This window comes from Actinomadura sp. DC4 (assembly GCF_030406325.1).
Classification (GTDB): domain Bacteria; phylum Actinomycetota; class Actinomycetes; order Streptosporangiales; family Streptosporangiaceae; genus Actinoallomurus.
The window spans coordinates 116,165-140,763 of record NZ_JAUEQY010000002.1; the positions used below are offsets into that span (position 1 = coordinate 116,165).

The 24,599-nt window shown below is 70.6% G+C and carries 22 protein-coding genes and 1 pseudogene; 11 read left to right on the forward strand and 12 right to left on the reverse strand.

The genetic code is table 11. The features are described 5' to 3' along the window. Positions 1-8: 8 nt before the first annotated feature. The 3 genes from QWU11_RS03085 to QWU11_RS03095 form a co-directional block, all read right to left on the reverse strand. Entirely contained in the window at positions 9-632 is a 624-nt protein-coding gene (locus tag QWU11_RS03085) for a fasciclin domain-containing protein (RefSeq protein ID WP_290103439.1), read from the reverse strand. Positions 633-691: 59 nt separating this feature from the next. Beyond that, positions 692-1,936 (reverse strand): molybdopterin-dependent oxidoreductase, encoded by a 1,245-nt coding sequence (locus QWU11_RS03090; protein ID WP_354670796.1) that lies wholly within the window; start codon positions 1,934-1,936, stop codon positions 692-694. 405 nt (positions 1,937-2,341) lie between these two features. Continuing rightward, positions 2,342-3,559, reverse strand: coding sequence for a hypothetical protein (locus QWU11_RS03095; protein ID WP_290103441.1), 1,218 nt, complete (start codon positions 3,557-3,559; stop codon positions 2,342-2,344). Between the two features lie 199 nt (positions 3,560-3,758). Between QWU11_RS03095 and QWU11_RS03100 the strand changes: the two genes are divergently transcribed. Further along, the gene (locus QWU11_RS03100; protein WP_290103442.1) at positions 3,759-4,550 is read left to right on the forward strand and encodes a polysaccharide deacetylase family protein; all 792 of its coding nucleotides are present in this window, start codon (positions 3,759-3,761) and stop codon (positions 4,548-4,550) included. Positions 4,551-4,830: 280 nt separating this feature from the next. Here the strand turns inward: QWU11_RS03100 and QWU11_RS03105 are convergent, their stop codons facing one another. After that, entirely contained in the window at positions 4,831-6,624 is a 1,794-nt protein-coding gene (locus tag QWU11_RS03105) for a hypothetical protein (RefSeq protein WP_290103443.1), read from the reverse strand. A gap of 832 nt (positions 6,625-7,456) precedes the next feature. On the opposite strand from QWU11_RS03105, the gene QWU11_RS03110 reads away from it, so the two are divergent. Next, complete coding sequence (locus QWU11_RS03110; protein WP_290103444.1) at positions 7,457-8,302, forward strand: SAM-dependent methyltransferase; 846 nt, start codon at positions 7,457-7,459, stop codon at positions 8,300-8,302. A 5-nt stretch (positions 8,303-8,307) separates the two neighbouring features. Here the strand turns inward: QWU11_RS03110 and QWU11_RS47175 are convergent, their stop codons facing one another. Then, entirely contained in the window at positions 8,308-8,406 is a 99-nt protein-coding gene (locus QWU11_RS47175) for a DUF397 domain-containing protein (protein ID WP_354670797.1), read from the reverse strand. Further along, a pseudogene (locus QWU11_RS47180) lies at positions 8,403-9,364 on the reverse strand (helix-turn-helix transcriptional regulator). Before QWU11_RS47180 ends, QWU11_RS47175 begins: the two are co-directional and overlap by 4 nt. On the opposite strand from QWU11_RS47180, the gene QWU11_RS03125 reads away from it, so the two are divergent. The 9 genes from QWU11_RS03125 to QWU11_RS03165 all read left to right on the forward strand — a co-directional run bounded on the left by QWU11_RS03125 (position 9,328) and on the right by QWU11_RS03165 (position 17,434). Then, complete coding sequence (locus QWU11_RS03125; RefSeq protein ID WP_290103447.1) at positions 9,328-9,771, forward strand: ATP-binding protein; 444 nt, start codon at positions 9,328-9,330, stop codon at positions 9,769-9,771. The pseudogene QWU11_RS47180 and the gene QWU11_RS03125 overlap by 37 nt on opposite strands. Next, entirely contained in the window at positions 9,755-10,084 is a 330-nt protein-coding gene (locus QWU11_RS03130; protein WP_290103448.1) for a helix-turn-helix domain-containing protein, read from the forward strand. Before QWU11_RS03125 ends, QWU11_RS03130 begins: the two co-directional genes overlap by 17 nt. A gap of 59 nt (positions 10,085-10,143) precedes the next feature. Then, the gene (locus tag QWU11_RS03135) at positions 10,144-10,884 is read left to right on the forward strand and encodes an alpha/beta hydrolase (protein ID WP_290103449.1); all 741 of its coding nucleotides are present in this window, start codon (positions 10,144-10,146) and stop codon (positions 10,882-10,884) included. Next, entirely contained in the window at positions 10,881-11,810 is a 930-nt protein-coding gene (locus tag QWU11_RS03140) for a MerR family transcriptional regulator (protein WP_290103450.1), read from the forward strand. Before QWU11_RS03135 ends, QWU11_RS03140 begins: the two co-directional genes overlap by 4 nt. Positions 11,811-11,814: 4 nt before the next feature. Further along, positions 11,815-12,330 carry a GNAT family N-acetyltransferase gene (locus QWU11_RS03145; protein ID WP_290103451.1) on the forward strand — a complete coding sequence of 172 codons (516 nt, stop codon included), beginning with the start codon at positions 11,815-11,817 and terminating at the stop codon, positions 12,328-12,330. 42 nt (positions 12,331-12,372) lie between these two features. Then, positions 12,373-13,545: an NADH:flavin oxidoreductase gene (locus tag QWU11_RS03150; protein ID WP_290103452.1), complete on the forward strand. Its 1,173-nt coding sequence runs from the start codon at positions 12,373-12,375 to the stop codon at positions 13,543-13,545. Between the two features lie 185 nt (positions 13,546-13,730). Beyond that, complete coding sequence (locus QWU11_RS03155; protein WP_290103453.1) at positions 13,731-14,807, forward strand: ice-binding family protein; 1,077 nt, start codon at positions 13,731-13,733, stop codon at positions 14,805-14,807. 90 nt (positions 14,808-14,897) lie between these two features. Beyond that, complete coding sequence (locus QWU11_RS03160; protein ID WP_290103815.1) at positions 14,898-16,775, forward strand: serine/threonine-protein kinase; 1,878 nt, start codon at positions 14,898-14,900, stop codon at positions 16,773-16,775. 23 nt (positions 16,776-16,798) lie between these two features. Then, on the forward strand, positions 16,799-17,434 hold the full coding sequence (locus QWU11_RS03165; protein WP_290103454.1) for an MBL fold metallo-hydrolase: 636 nt from the start codon (positions 16,799-16,801) through the stop codon (positions 17,432-17,434). 28 nt (positions 17,435-17,462) lie between these two features. Here QWU11_RS03165 and QWU11_RS03170 read toward each other — a convergent pair whose 3' ends face one another. From QWU11_RS03170 to QWU11_RS03195, 6 genes are read right to left on the reverse strand one after another with little or no spacing between them, the layout of a single operon-like run. Continuing rightward, on the reverse strand, positions 17,463-19,430 hold the full coding sequence (locus tag QWU11_RS03170) for a hypothetical protein (RefSeq protein WP_290103455.1): 1,968 nt from the start codon (positions 19,428-19,430) through the stop codon (positions 17,463-17,465). Continuing rightward, positions 19,430-20,494: a hypothetical protein gene (locus QWU11_RS03175; RefSeq protein WP_290103456.1), complete on the reverse strand. Its 1,065-nt coding sequence runs from the start codon at positions 20,492-20,494 to the stop codon at positions 19,430-19,432. Before QWU11_RS03175 ends, QWU11_RS03170 begins: the two co-directional genes overlap by 1 nt. 6 nt (positions 20,495-20,500) lie before the next feature. Continuing rightward, positions 20,501-21,325, reverse strand: coding sequence for a carbohydrate ABC transporter permease (locus QWU11_RS03180; RefSeq protein ID WP_290103457.1), 825 nt, complete (start codon positions 21,323-21,325; stop codon positions 20,501-20,503). A gap of 1 nt (position 21,326) precedes the next feature. Then, positions 21,327-22,205 carry a sugar ABC transporter permease gene (locus QWU11_RS03185; RefSeq protein WP_290103458.1) on the reverse strand — a complete coding sequence of 293 codons (879 nt, stop codon included), beginning with the start codon at positions 22,203-22,205 and terminating at the stop codon, positions 21,327-21,329. A gap of 9 nt (positions 22,206-22,214) precedes the next feature. Beyond that, positions 22,215-23,501: an extracellular solute-binding protein gene (locus tag QWU11_RS03190; protein ID WP_290103459.1), complete on the reverse strand. Its 1,287-nt coding sequence runs from the start codon at positions 23,499-23,501 to the stop codon at positions 22,215-22,217. Further along, complete coding sequence (locus QWU11_RS03195; protein ID WP_290103460.1) at positions 23,498-24,541, reverse strand: LacI family DNA-binding transcriptional regulator; 1,044 nt, start codon at positions 24,539-24,541, stop codon at positions 23,498-23,500. Before QWU11_RS03195 ends, QWU11_RS03190 begins: the two co-directional genes overlap by 4 nt. Between the last annotated feature and the right edge of the window lie 58 nt (positions 24,542-24,599).

The following is a 24,599-nucleotide window of genomic DNA, read 5'->3' on the forward strand; positions in this document are numbered from 1 at the left end:
GGTTCTTGTTACATCTTGGGCATCAGCACCGTGTCGATGATGTAGACGGTCGCGTTGGCGGTCTGCACGTTGCCGCAGACCACGTTGGCGTCGTTGACCTTGTACGACTCGCCGGAGCCGCTCGTGGTGACCATGCCGCCCTGGAGGCTCTTGAAGCTGCCGCTCGCCATCGCGGTCGGCGCGACCCGCTGGCCGATCACGTGGTAGGTCAGGATGCTGGAGAGCTGCTTCTTGTCGGCGAGGACCTTCTTCAGGGTCTTCGGCGGGATCTTCTTGAACGCGTCGTTGCTCGGCGCGAAGACCGTGAGGTTCGGCGCGGAGTTGAGGGTGTCGACCAGGCCGGCCTTCTTGACCGCGGTGACGAGCGTGGACAGGGCCGGGTTGTTGGACGCGGCGGTGGCCACGGGGTCGGCGGACATGCCCGAGAAGCTGCCCTTGCCGCTGGTCGGCACGGCCGAGCAGCCGGCGCCGAACGGCTTGTCCGGCATCGCGGCGGAGCTCGTCGTCCCGGCCCCGGCCGGGGCGGAGGCCGAGGCGCCCTTGTCGTCGGTCTTGTCGTCGCTGCCACAGGCCGCGGCGCTGACCAGCAGACCGCCGGCGACCAGACTTGCTGCGAGTACGCGGGTGTTCACGTGACTTCTCCTCTTTGTTCGTCGGTTTCCATGCAGGGGCTTTCGAACAGGTCAGGCCGTCAGGCGACCGTGACCACGACCGAGTGCCAGCCCGTCGCCCCGTCGGGGATGACCGGCACGCGTTTCTGGGGCTGGACGGCGCCGGTGCCGTCGGTGGCCCGGACCTCCAGCCGGTGTGAGCCCGGCGCGGCGTCCCACTCGATGACCCACTGCCGCCAGGTGTCCAGGCCGGGTACGGGCGCGAGACGGGCCTTCCGCCACGGCCCGCCGTCCGCCCGCACCTCGACCAGGTCGATCCCCCGGTGCTGCGCCCACGCCGTGCCCGCGACCGCCACCCGCCCGGCCTTGACCTGGGCGAACGACTGCGGCACGTCGATGCGGGACAGCGTCTTGACCGGGGCGTTCTCGGCGTAGCCGCGCTTGGTCCAGTACGCCCTGTCGGTGGCGAACCGGGTGACCTTGAGGTCGACCACCCACTTGGTCGCCGAGACGTAGCCGTACAGGCCGGGCACGATCATCCGGGCCGGGAAGCCGTGGGCGACCGGGAGCGCCTCGCCGTTCATGCCGACGGCCAGCAGGGCGTCGCGGCCGTCCATGATCGTCTCGATCGGCGTGCTGACCGTGAAGCCGTCGGACGATCGGCTGAGGACCTGGTCCGCGCCGGACCGTACGCCCGCCCGGCGCAGCAGGCCGGCCAACGAGGCGCCGAGCCAGCGGGAGTTGCCGGCGTACCTGCCGCCGACCTGGTTGGAGACGCAGCTCAGGGTGATGTCGCGTTCGAGCATCGGCTGCTTGAGCAGGTCGTCGAAGGAGAGCTCGACCGGGCGGTCGACCATGCCGTGGATCCGCAGCATCCAGTCGTGCGGCGAGACCTGCGGCAGGGTCAGGGCGGTGTCGACGCGGTAGAAGTCGTTGTTCGGGGTGACGAACGGGGTCATGCCGGGGATGCGGATCTGCGCGCCGGCCGGTACGGCCTTGGCCGGGGAGGCCGGGCGGGGCAGGCGGACCGCCTTACGGACCGCGCCGACGTTCTTGCGGTCGAGCAGGAGGCGGCCGCCGAGGCCGGTGGCGCCGGCGACCACGAGCGTTCCGGCGCCGGCGATGAGCAGACCGCGCCGGCCCGGCTTCGGGTCTGTCCGGATGCCGGCCGCGGTCTCCGGCTCAGCCTGGGTCCGCGGGCTCGGCCGGCTCGTGAGGCCGGCGCGGGCCATGGCTCGTACGAGGAGGGTCAGGGCGGCCATGCCGGCCAGGCAGCCGGCGATCGACGGGACCGCCGTGGTCCAGCCGCCCGTCGGGCGGGTCACGGCCGCTACGGCGCCTATGACGCCGAACGCGATAAACCCGGTTAGACCAGGCTTTAGACGCCATCTCGCGACAATTCCGATTACTACCGCGAGTACGGCTACGGTGGCTCCAAGACCGACCAGAAGGGCAAGCTTGTCATTCGTCCCAAAATGCCGGATCGCGAACTCTTTGAGCCACTCCGGGGTCAGCGTGATCCCCGCCGAACCCACCGCGATCACCGGCGATGCCTGCGCACCCCCGGTGAAGGCCGCGAAGATCTCGGCGACGCCAAGGGCGGCGGCCCCGGCGAGAACGCCGACGAAACCGCCTACCGGACGACCGATCCACTTCGCATTCACATCCCTTATTCGGGGACGTGGACCGGGTGGTTTGGTGCGATCTCGTTTTATTTTCTCCGGGCGGCCTCAGACCTCGATGATCTGCAGGCTTTCGGTGCCGCGCAGGTGACAGCGCGACCCGGCGAGGGTGATCGGGACGGTGTCGAGACGCATGTCGGCCACCCGCGCGGCGTAGCTCGGCGCGAGTCCCCCGAGCGGGATCGGGATCGTCCACGGCTCGGCCGGCCCGGGCCGGCGGCCCCCACCGGGGTTGTCGAGAGCCATGAGCCACTGCCCCTCGACCAGCGCGAGGGTGAACTCCGGCGTACGCGCGACCACACAGGCGTGCCCGCCGAGCGGTGTGACGCCCTCGTAGGCGCCGTCGAGGCCGAGGTGGTGGACGCGCCAGGTGCCGTCCTCGGTGGACTCGGCGCACACCGAGACGCCGTCGGGGCCGACGGCGGCGCTGTGCGCGCGGCCGGGGACGAGGCTGCTCCAGGTGGGTTCGCCGGTGGTGAGGTCGATGGCGTGGACGCCGGTGTCGCGTGCGGCCTTGGAGTGGTCGTGCTCGTCGCGCTCGGTCCGGTCTGCGCGATCGGTCCGGTCCGTACGGTCGAAGGCGGCCAGGTCCACGGCGATGAGCGCGTCGCCGGCCGTGCCCGCCAGGACGTACCCGCCGGTGTCTCTCAGCCACAGGGCGGCGCCGGTCGCCACGTCGCGGCCCACCCAGCTCTGCGCCGGGCCGGGCCGGGCGTAGTCGGGCGAGGTGGCGCCGACGACCGTGCCGCCGCTCGCGTGGAGCAGCCACTCCTCGCTGGTCCACAGGTAAAGCGGCTCTCCCCATCGGCGGTAGGTGATCCCCTGCCTGCGGCCCTGGCGGTACAGCCACGAGCACAGGTAGCCGTCGTCGTCCACCGCGCGTACGGCGACGCGGAGCTTGCTGCTCGTGTCGTAGGCCACGACGTCGTACGGGTCGTCGTCGGGCAGCTCGTCGGCCATGCGCACGACGCCGTCGCGGCCGACGCGCAAGATCTTGAGAGAGGTGTCGTGTTCGTAGACGGGCAGGATGATGTCGCCGCTCGGCGTCGTACTGATCTCCCCGGGCTCGATGTCCCGGCCACTGGCCTTACGGCTCAGCCGGAAGCGCTCGCCGTCTTCGTCGATCGCCTGCAGGATCGGCGCCTCACCGATCGCCTGACCGCTCGCGCCACCCGCGAGCAGGATCAGGTCATCGCTCACCACGGGCGCCGCCGACCAGCCGCACTTGGACTCGATCACCGGGAAACGCGGTCCGTTACCGAACACGTCACGATTATGTCTCTGCCGCCGCCGTCCTGGTACGGCGGCTCCGTATCGAGCTTTGCGCTGGGGCTTCGCGAAACGGGGCGTACGGGGATGGAGGCGGCAATAACCTCTCCGTACCTATTGATGAACCAGCGGGTGCGTATCGGCGTTCTAATGACCGGGCAGATGACGGATTAGGACCGGTCGTTCAGGGGGCGGTATGAGCGGAGTCGACAGGCGCCAGGCGTTGCTGACGGTGGCGGCGGGCGCTGTCGGGCTCTTGGCCGGTGGCGGGCCCGTACTGGCCCGGAGCCTGTCGGATCGGGACGACAAGACGCTGAAGGCGCGCAAGACGGCCGCGCACGGCCCGCCGCCGGACCCGGGGTACGCGCACGGCCCGATACAGGCGCTCCAGCGCCCGGTGCACGGCCTGAAGGACCTGAGCCCCGCCGCGCCCCCGACCGCCGTGGCCCTGACGGTCGACGACGGTCCGCATCCGACGTGGACGCCGCAGATGCTGGACCTGCTGGCGGAGTTCCACGTGCCGGCGACGTTCTCGCTGATCGGCCAGCAGGTTCAGGAGTTTCCCGAGCTCGTGAAACGCATCGTCGCGGGTGGGCATCAGGTGTCGGACCACACCGTGAGCCATCCGATCAACCTGCCGGATCTGTCGGCCGCACGGATCAAGGAGGAGATCGGCGACGCGCACGACCGCATCGCCCAGACGACGGGCGTGGCCCCGAAGTTCTTCCGCGCGCCGGGCGGCAACTGGTCGACGCAGGTCCTGGACACGGCCACGGAGCACGGAATGATCAGCATCGACTGGGCGGTGGATCCACGCGACTGGGCGCGCCCGGGTACCGGTCAGATCACCAACACGCTGCTGGCCGCCAAGGCGGGGGACATTCTGCTCTGCCACGATGGCGGCGGCGACCGGGCGGAGACGATCCGGGCCCTGCGCAATGTCATCCCGGCCCTGCAGAAACGCGGCCTCACGTTCGTCGCCCTCTGACCTCGCCTCCTCGGCCGCAGACCACACGTCGTACGGTCGCGGACGCCTTCACGGGGGCGTGTGGTCATAGACCTTTGCGGCCTACGGTCGCGGGTCATGCGGTCGCGGGTCATGCGGTCGCGGGCCGTGTGGCCGTCGGGCGCGCGGTTGTGGGCCGTGGACCCTGTCGTCATGGGCCGCTCAGCCGCACGCGCGGTCGTCGGACCGTCGGGTGGTACGGGGGAGGTCATGGGGTCATGGGTCGCCGCCGGCCTCGGCGGTGACGCCGAACGGTTCGCCCTCACAGATCTTCGGTTCCGGGGTCGCGACCTGCGGCGGGGTTCTCGACGGATGCGGCGTACCTGAGAAGCAGGTCCAGCGCGTTCCGTAACTCGCCCGGCGGGATCGCCCCAGCCGGCGAGAAGTCCACCACGCCCGCTGCGACCCCGGCGGATGCCGCCGCGTCCTTGACCGGGTCCCCCATCGGCGCCACCTCGCTCTCAGCGGCCGGCCGAGGCGGAAAGATCGGCCCCAGCGGCCTCTGACGCTGCCCGGCCGCCGCCCGCCTCCGCGCCGACCGCCCCCGCCCCGACCGCTCCCGCGCGGACCTCTCCTGCACCGATCGCTCCTGCGCTGGCAGCTTCTGCATCGGCCGCTCTTGCACTGACCGTTCACTCCCCAGCCGCTCCTGCACCGGCCGCTCCTGCACCGGCCGTTCACTTACCGATCGCTCTCGCACCGACCGCTCCGGCGCGGACGGCTCCGGCAGCGACTCCCGCATCGGCCGCTCCTGCACTGGTGGTTCACCTATCGGTCGCTCTAGCACCTGTCGCTCGCCCGTCGGCCGCCCCTTCGCAGGTCGATCCCGAGCCGGACGTTCGCTCGCCGGCCGCTCCCGTACTGACCGCTCGTTCACCGGCCGTCCCGCCGCCCGCCCTTCGGACGCCGGCCCCTCGGACGCCGGCCCCCTGGACGCGGGCCCGCCCGACGTCGGCTTCCTCGGCGCGGCCACCTCCGGCGACGGCCGCCTGACTCGCGCCGCTCTCCGGTTCTCGGCTCCGTCCTCCCGCGAGGCCGTCCGTTCGCGCGGCGCCGGACCGTTCGGCGCCACGCCCTTCGGCGCGCCCTCCCGCGGAGCCGCCCGTTCGCGCGACGCCACGCCCTCCGGCGCGTCCTCCCGCGCGGGCGCACGGCCCCGTGAGCCGGGGCGCCCCCGTGAACCCGCGGGGGCGCGGCTCGTCTGACGGTCCCGTACCTCTCGTGCGCTCGTGACCTCTCGTGCGCTCGTGACCTCGCGTGGCGTCTTCGGGTCCCGTACGTCCTGGCGGTTCCCGGACACCCGGCGATCTCGTGCGTCCTCCCGAGGAACCGTCCGCTCCCGCCTCTCATCACGGGTGGCCGTTCGGTCTCGTGCGTCTTCTCGTGCGGTCGCGGTCTGCCGAGGAGAGCCGACCCGAGTCTTGTCGCGGCCCTCCTGGGCCGTACGGTCGCGGTCTCGTGGTGCGGTCTCCCCACGGTCGCGGGACGGTATGGCGGCGTTCGTGTGGGCTTTGTCGCGGTTCCGTGACGGCATGCGGTCGCGGGTGGGCGGGTCCTGGGCTCCCGTTCTGCGGACCTCTGCCCGGGGGCGCTGCCTGTCAGCACCCGGGCGGGCGCGGTCGTGAAGTTGCGGGTCTCCGGGACTGCGGCGTTCGTCGTTGCGCAGCGGACCGTTCGCCGTCTGATGGCGGTCGTCGTCGTCCGGGCGGGCGCCGAACTGGGCCGGCAGGCGGCGGAAGTGGCGTGGGATGCCCAGCGTCAGCACGTACCCCCACAAGATCATGAGGTTCCGGTAGACGTCGTAGCGTTCGTCGTCGTCGGCTCTCAAGACGGCCAGGGCGAACAGCATCGCCTCGCCGAGGATGAGCAGCAGTCCCCAGGACGCGACCACCACGACGGCCGACGCCAGGACGAACTCCGCGAAGTGGACCTCGGTCGGGGTCTTGCCGAGGACCTTCCCCTCCCCCACCGAACCGCACAGCCAGTAGCCGGGGCCGAGCAGGCCTCCGGCGATGATGAGGATGACGCGGCAGCGCCGCGGGCCGCGACGAGCCACATGCTCCCTGGTGTTCTCCGTCGTCTCGCAGCGCCGCGACCGTGGCGCTCGCTCATCCACGGCCGCCGCCGGCGTCCGGTCCGGACTCGGGCGCATACCGCCCACCGGTCGACGGAATATGACGTACGGTCGGGTCTGGGTGGGCTTTGCAGTCGCCGCGAAATTCCATGAACCACGGCGTAATGGTCATCATTGCCATTTCATCACAACTCCTGCATCGGGCCTAGTCTGCAAGAGCGAATCGGGCAAGTCTGGTCGACAAGGGTTTCCGTCCGCACCGTCGCCGGCTGCGGCGTCATGACGAGTACGGACGTCGGGTTTTCTGTTGTGGTGTGTCGACTCGCTCTCTCCCACGGATTCCTGCCTCGAAAACGACAAAGGAAATCCAGGCGCCATTACTCGGCTTCGGAAAATTAATCGCGGTCAGCTTCTTCGTACACACTTTATCGGTCACTCTCTGTGGCGCCACAGACGGAGCAGAGACGGATAAATGGGGCTCCATAGCCGCACATACCCCCCACCGGACTCCCGTCAGCGCTCACCGAACGTCATCAAGCCCCCTTTAGGGCACCCGCGATTGTTCGCGTTGCTAAAGGCATCACCCTCGGCGTTGACTCGATTACACACCGTCAATCCGGGGTGTCGAAGGGCCCGGAGAATGCCCATCGGCGGTTCCGTCGCACGGGGCGGCGGCCACAACGCGAGCGCGCCTTATCATGCCTTCCGACCTGCGACTATTCAGATTTATTTCGGGCTTTGCGGTAAGAGCCCGTTCTCCCCCGAGATGAGGGTCACCCTCACACCTGCAGGTGGGATGGGTATTCTGGCGATCATGCCCAGGTATGAGCCGGTACCCGATGACACGGACCCGTGGGACCGGCCCCCTTCGGAGATCGACGTCAGCCGTCCCCACGCCGCTCGCATGTACGACTACTACCTCGGCGGGAAGGACCACTTCGAGGCCGATCGGGTGACCGCGGAGAAGGCTCTGGAGAGCTGGAACGCGGTGCGTACGGGAGTGCGCGAGAACCGTTCGTTCCTCGGTCGCGCCGTGCGCTACCTGGTCGAAGAGGCGGGCATCCGCCAGTTCCTGGACATCGGCACGGGCCTGCCGAGCGCGAACAACGTGCACGAGGTGGCCCAGTCGGTCGCCCCGGAGTCACGCGTGGTGTACGTCGACAACGACCCGATCGTTCTGGCCCACGCCAAGGCCCTGCTGACGGGCACGCCGGAGGGACGCACCGCGTTCATCCAGGCCGACCTGCGCGACCCGGAGAAGATCCTCTCCCACCCGACCACACGCGAGGTGCTGGACTTCGACCAGCCGATGGCCCTGCTACTGGTCGCCGTACTCCACTTCATCCCGGACGCGGACGACCCGGCCACCGTCGTCCGTACGCTGGTGGACGCCCTGCCGTCGGGCAGCTACGTGGTCTCCTCGCACGTCACACCGGAACACGACCCGGAGTCCGTACACGGCCTGGAAGAGTCGTACTGCACCGCCGGCGTCCCGGCCCAGGCCCGCCCGATGGAGGACTTCGTCCAGCTGGTCTTCGAGGGCCTGGAGATCGTCGACCCGGGCGTCGAAATCGTCTCCGACTGGCGCCCGGACAGCACCGGTCCCCGCCCGACCGCGATCGAGGTCAGCAACTACGGCGGAGTAGCCCGCAAGCCGTAACGCCGTCAGGCGGACCGTTCACCGTGTTCCGTAACGGCCACCTCGACACAGTCACCTTCCTGGTTTCCGCTGTGGGAGCTCTTGCGCCACACGGGGGTACTCACTGCATTGCCTCCATGATCTTTCTGATCAACTCGCGGGATTGATCTTCTGGCAGCGCCTTCTGCCCAATACGGTCATAGCGCAGGACATAGTCGCGCACCTCGGTCGCGGAGGGCACTAATCTCCCTCCACCGGTGGCCTCCGTGAACGCAACGTCGCCGGAAGCTCCGGTCATTACTTTGAAACTGCCGTTCATCCCGAAATGAGCGCCCGCCGATCGGGGACGACACGTACGCCGATGTTCGGCCGATCCGACACCTCTAGCAGGTAGGCGAGCTGCTTCCGCATCAGACTGGGGCCTCCCACGGGCCAGTCGATCACATTTTCGGTCAGCAACACCAATAGTACGGGCGGGGATTCGCGGGTCAAGATCTCCTGACGGGCCATGCGTCTCGCCACTATGTCATCTACGTTCGGCGCACCGCTCTCCACGACCAGCGCGTGCGCGTACTCGGAGAGCTGGAGTAACCCTGGAACGACTTGGCTCTCGTAGACCTTGATCACGGACGCGTCGGACTCGATGTCCTGATGTTGCTTCAGCCAGTCCGGGTCGTGGCCGAGGCGGGCGTACCAGAGCATGGTGGCGAAGTGGCCGCCGGTGTCCCAGCGCTCGTCCAGGATCGCCGCCTGGCGTTCGTCGAGCTTGGCCTCGTTGTTCTCCAGGCGGGAAATGCTGGAGCGGGCGCAGTTGATCAGCTTGGCCAGCGCGTCGCCGGACAGGCCGCGCTGGACTCGGTAGAGGCGCAGGTCGTGGGCCAGCCACGCCCAGATCGAGGACTTCGGGTCCGGTGACGGCTTGGGGAGCACGGCACACCTCCGGGGCTTCCATTTTCTTCCGGGGATTTCGGGGAACGGCGACAGATTAACCCGCCCCTTGCATTCTTGTTCGCAGTTCCCGGACGAAAAGCAAGGAGGACAGAGGATTGCACACGCGACGCCACGAAGAAGAGACGGAACCACCGCCGGAGAGACGCATCCGGTTTCCTCTTCCTCCGCATCCCATCGCGGCGGAACAGGCTCGGATCATCACGAGGATCACCCTCACCGACTGGACCATTGCCGACATAATCGACAGCGCCCTCATCATTACCACCGAGCTTGTCGCAAATGCACTAAAGCTCGGTGACGTCTTTCATCTCAGCCTTTCCCAGCAGGGCGGCGGCGTACTGATCGAGGTACGGGACAGCAGCGAGGCCCCGCCCGACCGCCGGCGGCCCTCCTCCGAGCGGGTCGACGGACGCGGGCTTCTCCTCGTCGAGGCGTGTGCGAAGGACTGGGGCTGGCGCCTGGAGGACCAGGGCGGCAAGACGATCTGGGCCGTCATCGACGCGGCCCCAGAAGGGCACGGAGATGCACAACGACGATGACCTGCTCAGACCACGAGAGGTGGCCGAGCTCTTCGGCGTCCGTACGACCACCATCGCCCGGTGGGCCCGCGAAGGACGGCTGGCGCCTCTGCTGACGCCCGGCGGACATCGGAGGTACGCCCGGTCGGCGATCCAGGAGGCGATCCAGGAAGAACCATCCGCACATTTCACCGAAGACGCCGTACGCCTCTATGACGAAGGTTGGACCATCCGGCAGGTCGCGGAGCGATTCGAATGCGGCTACGGCGCCATGCGCCGCGTCCTCAAGAAGCACACCACCCTGCGAAACCGTGGCGGTGCCTTACGGACTTGAGTCTCAAGTGACATGAGGCTTCATAGTGCGGACCACACCGAGAAAAACAGGGAGCCGTCATGAATGGAATCGTGTCCGCCAACGGCATCGACATCGCCATCAGTGACCACGGAGGGGACGGGCGGCCGGTCGTCCTGCTGCACGGCGGCGGCCGCACCATGGACGACTGGGAGACCGTCACCCCGCTGCTGACCGGCGCAGGTCTACGGGTGGTCGCCGCCGACCTGCGCGGCCACGGAGAGTCCGGGCACGCCCTCTGGTCCTGGCCAGGGGCGATCGACGACCTCACGGCGGTCGTCAAAGACAGAGACCTGGACCGCCCGGCGATCGTCGGGCACTCACTCGGCGGGATGGTCGCGGCCGTCTGGGCGACAGAGCACGAGGAGTGCCCGCTCGCGATCAACCTGGACGGGCACACCAACCCGACCGGCCCGTTCGAGGGCGTGGACCCGGACGCCGCCCGGCATGCGATGCGCGAGTTCCTCGACAACTCCCTGGAGCAACGGAACGACCCCGCGCTGACCAAACTCTCCGAGGAACTCGACGCGCTCGACCTCCTCGCCACCTACCGCGCGACGCGCTGCCCGCTCGTGGTCGTCTCGGCAGCCCACCTGGGCGGCGAGGAGTTCCTCCCCCAGGAGATCAACGAGGCGCTGACCGCGTACCGTCGCGGGTTCGGGCGTGCGCTCGAGGCGATCGACACGCCTCTGCTGACCCTCGTCGACGTTCCGACCGGTCACAACGTCCACCTTGAGGCGCCCGAAACGGTCGCCCGGCTCGTCCTGGAGAGGATGACGTGAACCTGTACGCGATCGGCCAGGTCGCCCGGCTCACCGGCCTGACGGTGGCGACGGTCCGCTTCTACTCCGACGCGGGCCTCGTACCGCCCGCGGACCGTACGACGGCCGGCTACCGCCTCTACGACGAGGAGTCGCTCAGCCGGCTCGAACTCATCCGTACGCTCCGCGACCTCGGCATCGACCTCACCACGATCACGCGGGTCCTCAGCGGGGCCCGTACGGTCGCCGAGGTCGCCGCGCGGGAGGCCGAGGCGCTGGAGGCCCAGATCCAGACGTTGCGGGTACGCCAGGCGGTGCTCCGGTACGCCGCCGCGCGCGACGCCGACGCCGTCGGGATCGCGCAGGTCAACCGGCTCGCCCGGCTGTCCCACGAGCAGCGCCGCGCCCTGGTCGCCGGGCTCGTCGAAGAGGCCGCGGGCGGGCTCGACCTCGACCCCGACTTCGCCGATCTGCTCAGCCGGATGCTGCCCGACCAGCCGCGCGAGCCCGAGCAGCTCCAGGCCTGGATCGAACTCGCGCACCTCGTCGGCGACCCGGACTTCCGCGCGGGCGTGCGTGAGGCGTTCGAACGTCACGCCGCCGACCGCGCGTCCGGCGCCGACGAGGGCGATCAGGAGAGCTGGCGCCGGGCCGAGGAGGCCGTGCTCGACCTGGCCGGCGGCGCCCTCGCGCAGGAAGTGGACCCCGCCTCTCCCCAAGCCCGGCCCATCGTCGACGAACTGGTGGCCGTCTTCGCCAGGGCGCACCGCCGCACGGACGACGCGGAGTTCCGTACGTGGCTCGCCGAACGGCTCCGCGCCGGCGCCGACGAACGCGTGGCGCGGTACTGGCGGCTGCTGGCCGCGATCAACGGCGGCCCGGCCAAGGACGACCCTGTCCCGGCCGCCCGATGGCTCCTCGCCGCGCTGGAAAGCCCGCGACAATAGGGCCGTGCGCATCAGAGCGGTACGGGGTGACGAACTGCCGATCCTGCAACAGATCGAGCGTGCGGCCGGCGAGTCCTTCCGCGACATCGGCATGGCGGAGATCGCCGACGACGAGGACTTCCCGCTGGAGGTGCTCGAGGCCTACCGCCGGGCCGGCCGCGCCTGGGTCGCGGCGGACGACGGGCCGACCGACGACCGGCCCGTCGCGTACCTCATCGCCGATCTCGTCGACGGCAACCTCCACATCGAGCAGGTGTCGGTGCACCCGGACAGCGCGCGGCGCGGCATCGGCCGTACGCTCCTCGACCACGCCGCGAGCCGGGCCGCCGCCGACGGCATGCCCGCGCTGACGCTGACGACCTTCACCGACGTGCCGTGGAACGCCCCCTACTACGAGCGGTGCGGGTTCCGGTCCCTGGAGGAGGCCGAGCTGACGCCGGGGCTGCGCGCGGTCCGCGACCACGAGGCCGCGCACGGCCTCGACCGCTGGCCGCGGGTGTGCATGCGCCGGGACCTGTAAGCCGGGACGCGCGCCGGTTATCGTGACGCCAGGAGGTGCCCAATGGCCGCACCCGACGTCCTGGCGCCCGCACGGCTGGGCCCTGTCTCCCTGCGCAACCGCGTCATCAAGGCCGCGACGTTCGAGGGCGCGACACCGGACGCGCTGGTCACCGACGAGCTGATCGAATACCACCGGCGCCCGGCCGCCGGCGGCGTCGGCATGAGCACGGTCGCGTACTGCGCGGTCTCTCCAGAGGGGCGTACGGAACGCCGGCAGCTCTGGATGCGTCCCGAGGCCGTTCCCGGCCTGCGGCGCCTGACCGACGCGGTGCACGCGGAGGGCGCGGCCGTGTCGGCGCAGCTCGGGCACGCCGGTCCGGTGGCCGACGCGCGCTCCAACGGGGCGCCGAGCCTGGCGCCCGGCCGTTCGTTCAACCTGCTCTCCATGCGCCGCGACCGGGCCGCGACCGCCGAGGACATCGCCCGCGTCACCGCCGCGCACGCCTCGGCCGCGCGGATCGCCGCCGAGTCCGGGTTCGACGCGGTGGAGATCCACTTCGGGCACAACTACCTGGCCTCGGCGTTCCTCAGCCCGCGTCTCAACCGGCGCGATGACGAGTACGGAGGCACGCTCGCCAACCGGGCCAAGGTCGCCCTCGGCATCGCCCGCGCCGTACGCGACGAGATCGGGGGCGAGCTCGCGATCGTCGCCAAGCTCAACATGAGAGACGGCGTGCGCGGCGGCCTGGAGGTCGAGGAGAGCATCGAGGTCGCGCGGTGGCTGGAGCGTGACGGCTCGGTCGACGCCATCGAGCTCACCGCCGGGAGTTCGCTGCTCAACCCGATGTACCTCTTCCGCGGGGACGCCCCGGTCGCCTCGTTCGCCGCCGCGTTCCCGTGGCCGCAGCGGCTGGGTCTGCGAATGTTCGGCGGCCGGTTCCTGCACGCCTACCCGTACGAGCCTGCCTTCCTGCTGGAGCACGCCCGGCGGTTCCGCGCGGCCCTCGACCTGCCGCTGATCCTGCTCGGCGGCATCACCGACCGCGCGACGATGGACCTGGCGATGGCCGAGGGCTTCCCGTTCGTGGCGATGGCGCGGGCGCTGCTGCGCGAGCCGGACCTCCTGCGGCGGATCGCGCGGGACGCGACGACGTCCTCCCTGTGCACTCACTGCAACGAGTGCATGCCGACCATCTACAGCGGTACGCGTTGCGTGCTGAACCAGCCCGGGTGATTCAAAGACCCAACAAGTGACCTCGATCCCGTGGCGTGTCGATTGACCGCACTACGATCAGTGGCTTGCATGAGGGTCCTGAACAGGCGAAATCCCCTGTCGAGGAGACCCAGTAGATGGCAGCTGACATCGTTCGAGCTTTCCGCGGACGGGCTCGGGCTTCCGTTCTCGCGATGGGGATGGCGATGGCGCTCCTTCCCGTCTTCTCCATCACGCCGTCGAGCGCGCATGCGGCGACGGCTCCGGTGGACCTCGGAACGGCCGCCGCCTTCTCGGTTCTGGGCGCCTCGACGGTCACCAGTACCGGACCCACCGTCATCTCCACGGATCTGGGCCTGAGCCCGGGCACCGCGGTGACCGGCTTTCCCCCCGGCACGGTCGGGGGCACGATCCACGCCGCCGATGCCGCCGCCGCCCAGGCCCAGACCGACATGGCCGCCGCCTACAACGACGCCGCCGGGCGCAGCCCGGCCACCACCCTCGCGGGCGACATCGGCGGGACGACACTCGCGCCCGGGGTCTACGGCTCCACCTCCTCCCTCGGAATCACCGGGACACTCACTCTCGACGGTCAGGGCGACCCCGGCGCCGTGTTCATCATCCAGATGGGCTCCACCCTCACCACCGGGTCGAACAGCACGGTGAACCTCATCAACGGCGCGCAGGCGTGCAACGTGTTCTGGCAGGTGGGCAGCTCAGCCACGCTGGGCACCGGTTCCACGTTCAACGGCACCGTCCTCGCCCTGACCTCGATCACGGTCACCACCGGCGTCAACATCGCCGGGCGGGTCCTCGCCCACAACGGAGCGGTCACCCTCGACACCAACGCCGTCAACGGCACCGCCTGTGAGCCCGGATCCCTGTCGATCTCGGTGCCAGAGGCACGGAGTCTCGGCTCCGGCTCGGCCGACACGACGATCACCAACGACCTTGGCGTCGTGACAGTGGACGACCAGCGTGGTGCCGGCCCATCCGACTGGGTCGCAACCGTGGCGGCCACCGACTTCACCGAACCCGGAGCACCCCACATCCCGGCCGCCGCGATGACTTACACTCCGGGGGCACCGGTCAGCGGTACCGGCGATGGCGTTTTCACCCCGGGAACAGCCGGAAGCCTGAGTCCGACTCCGCGGACCGCCTACTCCCATACGGACGGAACCGGCAGCAACCGACTCAGCTGGAACCCGCTCCTCAGCATCGCGGTTCCCTTCACCGCGCCGGCGGGCACCTACACCGGGGTACTGACACATTCGGTGGCATGAGTCTCGCTACTGGATAATTCGGAAGAGCGTCCGTCTATCGGACGATTCCCTGATGCACACTCCGCATCCGGTTACGCTCTTACCGTGACGATGGGGAGCGGCGAGCTCGTCGGCGGGAAGTACCGCCTGATCGAGATCCTGGGCGAAGGCGCCATCGGCGTCGTGTGGCGCGCCCACGACGAGTCGCTCGGCCGGGACGTGGCGATCAAGGAGATCAGGTTCCCGGCCGGCCTCGACGAGGACCAGGTCGAGTCCCTGCGCGTCCGCACCCTGCGCGAGGCGCGCGCCGCCGCACGGCTGAGCCACCCGGGCATCGTCACCGTGCACGAGGTCGTACGCCAGGACGACCGGCCGTGGATCGTCATGGAACTCATCCGCGGCCGTACTCTCGCGCAGGTCGTCAAGGCCGACGGGCCGCTGTCACCGCGGCGGGTGGCCGAGATCGGCGCCCAGATCCTCGACGGGTTACGGGCGGCGCACCGGGCCGGCGTCGTCCACCGGGACGTGAAACCGAGCAACGTGATGCTCGACGGCGACCGTACGGTGCTGACCGACTTCGGCATCGCCGCGCTCGACGGCGGCACCGTGCTCACCCAGACCGGGGCGATGCTGGGCACACCCGCCTTCATGGCGCCCGAACAGGCGCGGGGCATGTTCGCGACACCGGCGTCGGACCTGTGGTCGCTCGGCGCGACGATGTACGCGGCGGTCGAGGGGACGCGGCCGTTCGAGGGCGAGACCGTCGCCACCGTGCTCATCACGCTGCTGACCGCCGACCCGCCGCCGCCCCAGCGGGCCGGCCCGCTCGCCCCGGTGATCGCCGGTCTGCTGGCCAAGGAGCCCGGCTTACGCCTGTCCGCCGACGACCTCGCCGGTGAACTGGCCCGCGTCGCCGGCGTCCCCCCACCGGCCGCCGCCGTTCCCGCCGGACCGCCGCCTCGCCGGCGGTTCCGTGTCCTTCTCGCCGTCCTCGCCGTCGCGATCGCGCTGACCACGGCGACCGCGGTCTGGCTGCCCCGGCGCTCCCACCCCGAGAACCGCCCCCGCCCCGCCCCCGCCGGCCCGCCACCCGTGCACATCGGCATCCACTTCCCGTCCGTACGCCTCAAGTCGGACACCAACGTCTTCTCGGTGGCGTTCAGCCCGGACGGTTCACGGCTGGCCGGCGCGGGCTCCGACGGCACGATCCGCCTGTGGGACGTACGCCGGCGGGTCCAGCTCGCCCAGCTTCCGGGCCACAGCGACCCGATCGAGGACGTCCGGTTCAGCCCGGACGGCACGCTTCTCGCCACCGCGGGCGACGACGACACCGTACGTCTGTGGGACCTGCGGTCGAACACCCAGGTCGCCGAGCTGACCGGGCACCGCTCGGAGGTCTGGACGGTCGACTTCAGCCCGGACGGGGCGCTGCTGGCGAGCGGTTCGAAGGACGGCACCGTACGGCTCTGGGACGTCCGCTCCCACCGCCAGGTCCGCGTCCTGCGCGAGGCCCGCGACGCCGTCACGGCCGTACGCTTCAGCCCGGACGGAGCGACCCTGGCCGGCGCGTCCGCGAACAAGTCGGTGCTCCTGTGGAGCACCACGACCTGGGCCCGGCTCGCCGTCCTCAACGGGCACACCGACGCCGTCCACTCGATCGCCTTCAGCCGTGACGGCCGTACGCTGGCCAGCAGCGGCGGCGACCAGAAGGTGCTGCTGTGGGACGTCGCCACCCGCCTCGGCACGGGCGTCTTCACCGGCCACACGGGCATGGTCGACTCGGTGGCGTTCAGCCCGGACGGCCGCACGCTGGCCAGCGGCGGCGAGGACCACAAGGTCCTGCTCTACGACGTCGCCGCCAACACCACGATCGCCACCCTGGACGGCCACAGGGCCCAGGTCGACTCCGTCGCCTTCAGCCCGGACGGCCGCACGCTGGCCACGGGCGCCGAGGACCGGTCCGTACGCCTCTGGGACCTCACCCGCTGACCCGGCGTGGCAGGATCCCGGCTGTGAAACTCACCAAGCTGGGCCATGCCTGCGTGCGTCTGGAGAAGGACGGCCGCGCGATCGTGATCGATCCCGGGGTGTTCACTCCGGAGGAGGACGCACTGGCCGGGGCCGAGGCGATCCTGATCACGCATGAGCACCCCGACCACCTCGACATCGACCGCGTACGCCGGGCGCGGGCCGGCGATCCGGCCCTGCGGATCCTCGCCAACCGCGCGGTCGCCGAACAGTTCCCCGACCTCGGGATTCAGCAGGTCGGGCATGAGGACCGGTTCACGGTGGCGGGGTTCGACGTCCAGGTGTACGGGGACCTGCACTCCGTGGTCCATCCGGACCTTCCGGTCGTCGCCAACAGCGGCTTCCTGGTGGAGGGCGAGGTGTTCCACCCGGGCGACTCGTTCACGGTCCCCGGGCAGCCGGTACCGACCCTGCTGACTCCGTGTGACGCGCCGTGGCTCAAGGCCGCCGAGATGATCGACTACCTCAGGGAGATCGCGCCGGACCGGGCGTACTCCATTCACGACGCCTATGTGTCGACGACGGGCATGGGAGTGGTCGACAGCTTCCTCACCTGGGAGCGCGAGCGAGCCGGCACCGACATCCGGGTGTTCGCCCCCGGCGAGACCGTGGAGCTCTAACGGACCCCCTCAGACATCTCCGTCCTGGTCACGGCGTGATCAGGGCGAAGCCGCCCGGGGGGACGGTGACCGTGACCGTCCGGCCGGCGGTCGTCCGGGCCTCCTTCGTACGGCCCTCGGTGTCGTACGTCGCGGCCCTCAGGCGTCCGTCGCCGGGAACGGTGACCGTCACGGTCCTCGGGGTGCGGGCCACGCTGCTCAGCAGGGCCGTTCCACCCGTGACCAGTGAGGAGACCAGCGGGGTCAGCTCGACCGCGTCCAGGTCGCCGGAACCGTCCGCGGTCAGGGTGACGGCGCCGGGCGGAAGGGAGCCCGGCAGCGCGACGGGCAGGAGGGCGCCCGGCGCGGGGGCCACGCCCTGCGGCCCGGTCGCGCCGAACCGTACCCGGCCCAGGAGGGCGTTCCCCGACCGGAACTCCGCACGGTCCCTCGCGCCCGGCAGCAGGTAGGCGACCGGCTCGACCAGGCGCGGCTGCGGGCTCGCCGGCAGCGTCCAGGCCAGCCGGCCGCCGCCCGTGACGTAAGCGCCGCCGCTCCACTGCGAATCACCCGTCCACGGCGAGTCCGGCCGTACGACGTGCGCGCCGCCGGTCAGCGTCGCGGACTCCGCCTCGACGGTGCGCTGCCCGTCGCGGCGTACGACGTGGGCGGACGCGCGGGCGAGCGCGGCCAGGTCCGGCGCCGCGTCCAGCGCCTCCATCGTGAGCAGGCCGTGGACGGTCGACTCGGCGCCGGAGTTGCGGTTGACCACGCCGTCGGCGCTGACGCCGTCGAACGTCACGCCCGTCGCCGGGTCGTACATCGCGGCGCCGGCGGGATTCTGGCCGAAGAACCAGCCCGCGGCGACGCCCGCCAGGCGACGCAGGCCGTCCGACCGCGCGGCCGAGGCGACCGCGAGCAGTCCCTCGAACCGCGCGTCCGCACCGTACGCGATCTGGCTGCCGTCGATCGGCGTGGGCAGCAGCCCGTTGTCCGGGCCGGTCGCGGTCAGCAGATGCGGCGTGAAGACCGCCGCGTCCGCGACCGCGGCTCCGAGGAGGCGAGGGCGGCCGAGCGGGGGTGTCGCCCTCGCCAACGCGGAGGGCATCTGTGTACCCCAGGCATGCCAGTCCGAACGTGACAAAGCCCACGGCAGGATGGCCCCATACGGCCAGTTTCCGGGGTTTCCGGCGCTCATCGCCGCGATTCCGGTCGCGAACCGGTCCAGGGCGGTGCGTGCGGCGGGCGGCCCGCCGGCCACCACGTACGCGCTCAGGCCGAGGACCGCCTCCGAGGTCGCGTCCGCGCCGTCCGCGATGAGCCAGGACGGCACCTTCACGCCGTGCACCGTCTGAAACGAGCCATAGTGAGCGAGAACGTCGCGGTCGAGCGCCTTGATGGCCAGATCGAGGCGTTCGCGCAGGAACGAGGCGAATCCTGGGTCGCTGTGGCGGAACGCCGCGTACCCCTCGCCGAGCGCCCACACCGTACGGGCGAGCCAGTACGACGGACCGGAGTCGGAGGGGTCCGGGTCCTCCTTCGGGAGTGCGCTGGGGTTCAGCGTGCCGTCCGGCTGCATCCACAGCACGACGTCGCCGGCGTGCGGGCCGGTCGTCGTCTGCAGATACGTCAGGCCGCGGAGCAGGGCGTACGCCTGCTCGCGGCTGTGCCCGTCGCCGCCGGCCCGCCAGTGCCGCAGGTAGACGACGGCGGCGCGGGAGATGTCATCGGCGTCGTACGCGCCCTGCCCGTAGGTGTTCGTCGCGGCGTCGTACGTCCCGCCGCCGGTGGGCTTGTAGCCGCCGTCCGCGAGCCGGTCCGCGTACACCCACAGCGCCCCGAGCCGCGGGTCGGAGTCCTGCCGGTAGGTCGAATGGCCGGCCACGGCGGGCGGAGAGACACGCGTGGTGAGGGCGTCCAGGTGGGCGAGGTTCGCCAGCGGCGCCGCCGCGGAGGCCGGCGCGGAAATCCCGGTGACCAGGCACAGCAGCGCGATGACGGGAGCGAGACGGCGCATCAGCCGAGCCGGTCCAGGCGGGCGACACCGATCTTGGAGTCGGCCATTCCGTAGAACACGTAGCGGACGCCGTCGACCTCCTCGATCGCGGTCGGGAACACCACGTTCGGGACGAGCCCCTCCCGCTCGTCGGCGGTCTCGGGCGACATGAGCGGCTCCGGCGTACGGGCCAGCACCCGGGCGGGGTCGGCCGGGTCGAGCAGCATCGCGCCGGCCGCGTAGTTGACCCGCTGCTGCGGCTCCCAGCCCTCCGCCATCGCCCCGGAGACGCCGTGGTGGATCAGCAGCCAGCCCTCGTCGACGCGGATCGGCGCGGGTCCGGCACCGATCTTCAGCTCCTCGAACGGGTACTCGCTCATCGCGACGAGCCGGTGCCGCGCCTGGTGGGTCAGCGCGGCGACGTCCCGTTCCACCAGCGCGGCGGGGGCGTAGGAGATCCAGATGCCCGGCCGGTCGTCGGTGACGCCCGCGGGCAGGTGGGTGCCCTCGCCGTCGCGGATCCAGCCGAGGTCCCACATGGGCCGGTGCAGCATCGCGTACGCGAGTTCGCCGTCGGGGCCGGGCACGGGTTCGGGGAAGAAGACCGCGTCCTTGTTCGGGAACAGGTTCAGGTCGATGTCCAGGTCCGGCTGGTACTCGAAGTGGACGGGGCCGAGCCGCAGCCACGTGCTCAGGTCCTCCGAGACGGCCAGCGCGAGCCGCGGGCCGAGCGGGCCGTACGCGACGTAGGTCATCAGGTGCAGGCCGAGCGAGGGCACCCAGGTCACGCGCGGGTCCTCGACGCCGGCGTTGGACGTGCCGCGTTCGAACCCGGCGTCGGGGGCGAACACGATCCCCCGGCGCAGCACCCCCGTCGGGACTCCGTCGTCCAGCATGACCTTGGCGAGGCCGACCCGCGAGACGTTGCCCTCGGCGACGAGCCGGGGCAGAAGGTACAGCCGGCCGTCGGGGGTGCGCCCGCTGGCCGGGTTCAGCACGCCCTCGGCCTCGTTCGGGTCGCCGGGCAGCGGCGCCATGACGACGCCCTGCCGGGTGAGTGCGTACGGGACATCGGTGGAAGTCAACAAGCTCTAACCCTTCACGCCGGAGCCGAGGTCGGTGGAGACGAAATGCCGCTGGAAGACCAGAAAGAGCGCCACGGCGGGCGCCGCGAGCACGCAGGCGCCCGCGAGGATCGCGCCGAACGGGTTGGCCGCCCGCCCGGCGGTCGTGTTGATGTAGTTGGCGAGGGACACCGCGAGCGGCTGCATGTTCTGCTGCTTGGTGATCAGGAACGGCCACAGGAACTCGTTCCAGGGGCCGATGAACGTCAGCAGCAGCGCGGTGATCAGTGCCGGTTTGACCAGCGGCAACGCGATCCGCAGCAGGATGCGCAGCTCCCCGGCGCCGTCGATGCGGGCGGCGTCGAACAGGTCGCGCGGCAACTGCAGGAAGTACTGCCGGAAGACGAAGACGGCGGTGGAGTTGATGGCGTACGGGGCGATCATCCCGAGGTAGGAGTCGCCCAGGCCGTAGTCGCGGACGATCAGGACGTACAGCGGGATGGTGAGCAGTTGGAAGGGCACGACCTGCACGAGCAGGAGCGCGGCGAAGAGCACGCCGCGACCGCGGAAGTGCAGCTGCGCCAGGGCGTACCCGGCGAGCGTGCCGAAGACGACCGTGCCCAGGATGACGCCGCCGGTGAAGACGCCGGAGTTGACCAGGGCGCGCAGCAGGTCGACCGCGCCGTCGATCTGCCGGTAGTTCTGCAGCGACAGGTTGCCCGGATTCGGCACCGCGCCCGACGGGGCGCTGTCCAGGTGCGTCTGCAGCGAGCCGACCAGCATGTAGTAGAAGGGGAACAGGAACACCAGCGCGCCGACGATCAGCACCGTCAGCCGTCCGTACCTCCGCATGTCAGTCCCTCTCCAGCAGGCGACGGTTGATCAACGCGATGACCAGGACCGCGACGACGAGCAGCACGCCGATCGCGGCGCCGACGTCCGGATGGCCCTGTTCGATGCCGCGCTGGTACATCACCAGGACGGGCGAGCTGGACGCTCCGTCCGGGCCGCCCCCGCCGGTGAGCAGGTACGGCTCGGTGAACAGGTTCGCGCCGGTGATGAGCGAGACGATCACGACCAGGACGGTGGCCGGGCGTACGCCGGGCACGGTGACCGCGCGGAACGCCCGCCAGCGCGACGCGCCGTCGACGGCCGCCGCCTCGTACAGCTCCTTGGGCACGTTCTGCAGCGCGGCGAGGTAGAGCAGGATGAAGAAGCCGAGCTGTTTCCACGTGACGTACACCGCGATCGACGGCATCGCCAGATGCGTGTTGACCAGCCACGACGGGCGCGGCGCGAGCGGCCCGAGCACCCCGTTGACGAACCCGTTCGTGGTGAACAGGAACAGCCACACGCCGACCACCGCGACACTCGCGGTGACGTACGGCACGTAGTAGCTGAGCCGGAAGAACGTACGGAACCGGATCGCGCCGTTCAGCGCGCTCGCCAGGCCCAGCGACAGCACCACCGTGAGCGGCACGTTGATCACCAGGAAGACGAGGATGTTGCCGAACGCCTGCCGTACGGCCGGGTCGGTCAGCACGTCGCGGTAGTTGTCCAGGCCGACGAACGGCCGCGGCACCGAGACGCCCGGCGCGGTGAAGATGTAGCGGTGGAACGACATCCACACCGCGAGGCCGAGCGGGTAGGCGAAGACGGCGGCGAGGAAGATCGCGTACGGCGCGGCGAAGACGATGCCGATCGGGCGGCGGCCGAGGAGCAGGCGCGTCATGACGGCCGCTCAGCCGTGCTCGACCAGGCCGTCGATCTTCCCTGCGACCTGGTGCAGCGCCTGGTTCGGGTCGGCTCCGCCGAAGACGACGGACTTGGTCCAGGAGTCGCGGAAGGCCTGCCAGGCGGCGACGGAGTTCGGCACGCTGGGCACCTCGACCGTACGGTCGGCCTGGTCGGCGAACTGCTTGTAGGCGGGGTTCTTGGCGAAGTAGTCCGCGTAGGCCTGCGGAAGGCCGGTGCGCATCGGCATCTGGCCGGTCGTCTGGAGCAGCTTGCCGTCCTGGTCCGAGCCGGTGACGAACTTCGTGAAGTCCCAGGCGGTGCCGCGGTTCTTGCAGGAGACGAACATCCCGATGTTCTTCGCGTCGCTGAAGGTGTGGATCGAAGACGCGGGCGTACCCTGCGAGGTCGGCACCGGCACCACGCCCCAGTCGACCTTACCCTTGTAGACGCTGATCGCCCACGGGCCCACCGTGGCCATCGCCGCGACGCCGTCGGCGAAGGCGTCGCCCTTGTAGGCCTCCTTGCCGGCCAGGCCGCCCGCGTAGATCGAGTGCCAGAACTGCGCGACGGACTGCCCGGCCGGGCCGTCGAACGTCGCCTTCTTGTTCTCCACCAGCGACTTGCCGCCCGACTCGGCGGCGTACATCGGGTAGAAGTCGAACCAGGACTGGAAGAACTCGCTCGACGGCGCCGGGTTGATGGCGTACTTGGCGGCCTTGGAGGAGACCAGCTTGCGCGCGGTCTCCAGGAACTGCGCGTCGGTCGCCAGCGGCGGCTTGTCGACGTCGATGCCGGCCTTCTTGAAGAGCTTCTTGTTGTAGAAGATCATCACCGGGTTCGACTTCCACGGCATCTGGTAGTACTTGCCGTCCGGCGAGCGGTACTGCGCGCTCTTCGCGCCGGTCCGCGCCTCGACGTAGGACTTGCCGTCGGGGAAGTCGTCCAGCGGCACGAGCCCGCCCTGCGCCTGGAGTCCCGGTACGGACGCCGGCGAGGTGTTGAAGATCAGACACGGCTCGGTGCCCGCCGTCACCGCCGCGCTGATCACCTCTTCGGAGGACTTGCCGGCCGGGATCTCCTGCCCGCTGACCTGCTCACTCGGGTGCGCGGCGTTCCAGGCCGCGACCGCCTGCTCGCCCCACGCGACCTCCTCCGGGTTGTTGGAGTACCAGATCTTGATCGGCCCGTGCGCCTGGGCGGCCTTGCTCTGGTCGGCGCCGCCATGGTTGCCGCCGCAGGCGGTCAGGGCGGCGAGGGACAGCACTGCGACGGGAAGGGTCAGACGTTTCATCGATCGTCTCCTGGTCGTGCGGCGGGGGGTGGCGCGGTGGAGCCGCGGAGCACGAGCTCGCCGGGGGCGAGTTCGGTGTCGCCGGCCGGTTCTCCGGCGACGAGGTCGAGGAGGACCCGGGCCGCCGCCTGCCCCCAGCCGAAGGCGTTCGTCCGTACGGTGGTCAGCGCGGGATGGGTGTAGGCGGCCAGTTCGGTGTCGTCGAAGCCGGTGATGGACAGGTCGCCCGGGACCGCGAAGCCGCGCTCCTGCGCGACGGCCATCCCCGCCACGGCCATCAGGTCGCTGGCGTAGACGATCGCGGTGGGCGGTTCTTCGCGCTCCAGCAGGTCACGGGTGGCGGCGGCGCCGCCGGCCGCGGTGAAGTCGGACTCGACGACCGCGCAGGGCCGCAGCCCGGCGGCGGTGAGCGTCTCCTCCCAGGCCGTACGGCGGCCGGTGCCGTGCAGGAACTCGGCGGTGCCGGCGACGTGGGCGATGCGCGTGTGGCCCAGCTCGATGAGGTGCCGGGTGGCGGCCGCGACGCCGGGCCGGTCGTCCAGGCAGACGGCGGGGAACGGCGACTCCACGTCGGGCCGGTTGAGCGTGACGGCGGGCAGGCCGAGCTCGGCGAGCAGGCCGATGCGCGTGTCGCCGTGCCGCAGGTCGGACAGGAAGACGCCGTCGACCCGCGTCTCTCCGGCCAGCCGCCGGTAGCCCTTGGCCTCGGCCTCCAGGCCGGGCACGACCTGCAGCACCAGCGACTGCCCGCGCGGGGACAGCACGGTCTCGACGCCGCCGATGAATGAGGGGAAGAACGGGTCCGCGCCGAACAGCTCGGGGCTGCGGGCGAGCACCAGCCCGAGGGCGAAGGCGCGTGAGGTGGACAGCGAACGGGCCCGGTGGCTGGGCTGCCAGCCCAGCTCCCGCGCCGAGGCGAGGATCCGTTTCCTGGTCTCCTCGCCGACGCCGGGCCGGCCGTTGAGCGCGAACGACACGGCGCCGAGGGAGACCCCCGCGTGTGCCGCCACATCGGCGATCGTCGGACGCCGCTCGGCCACAGGTCGCCTCCTCGCTGACGCGTTTTACCTGATGGCGTGCAACTAAAGCGCTTTAGTT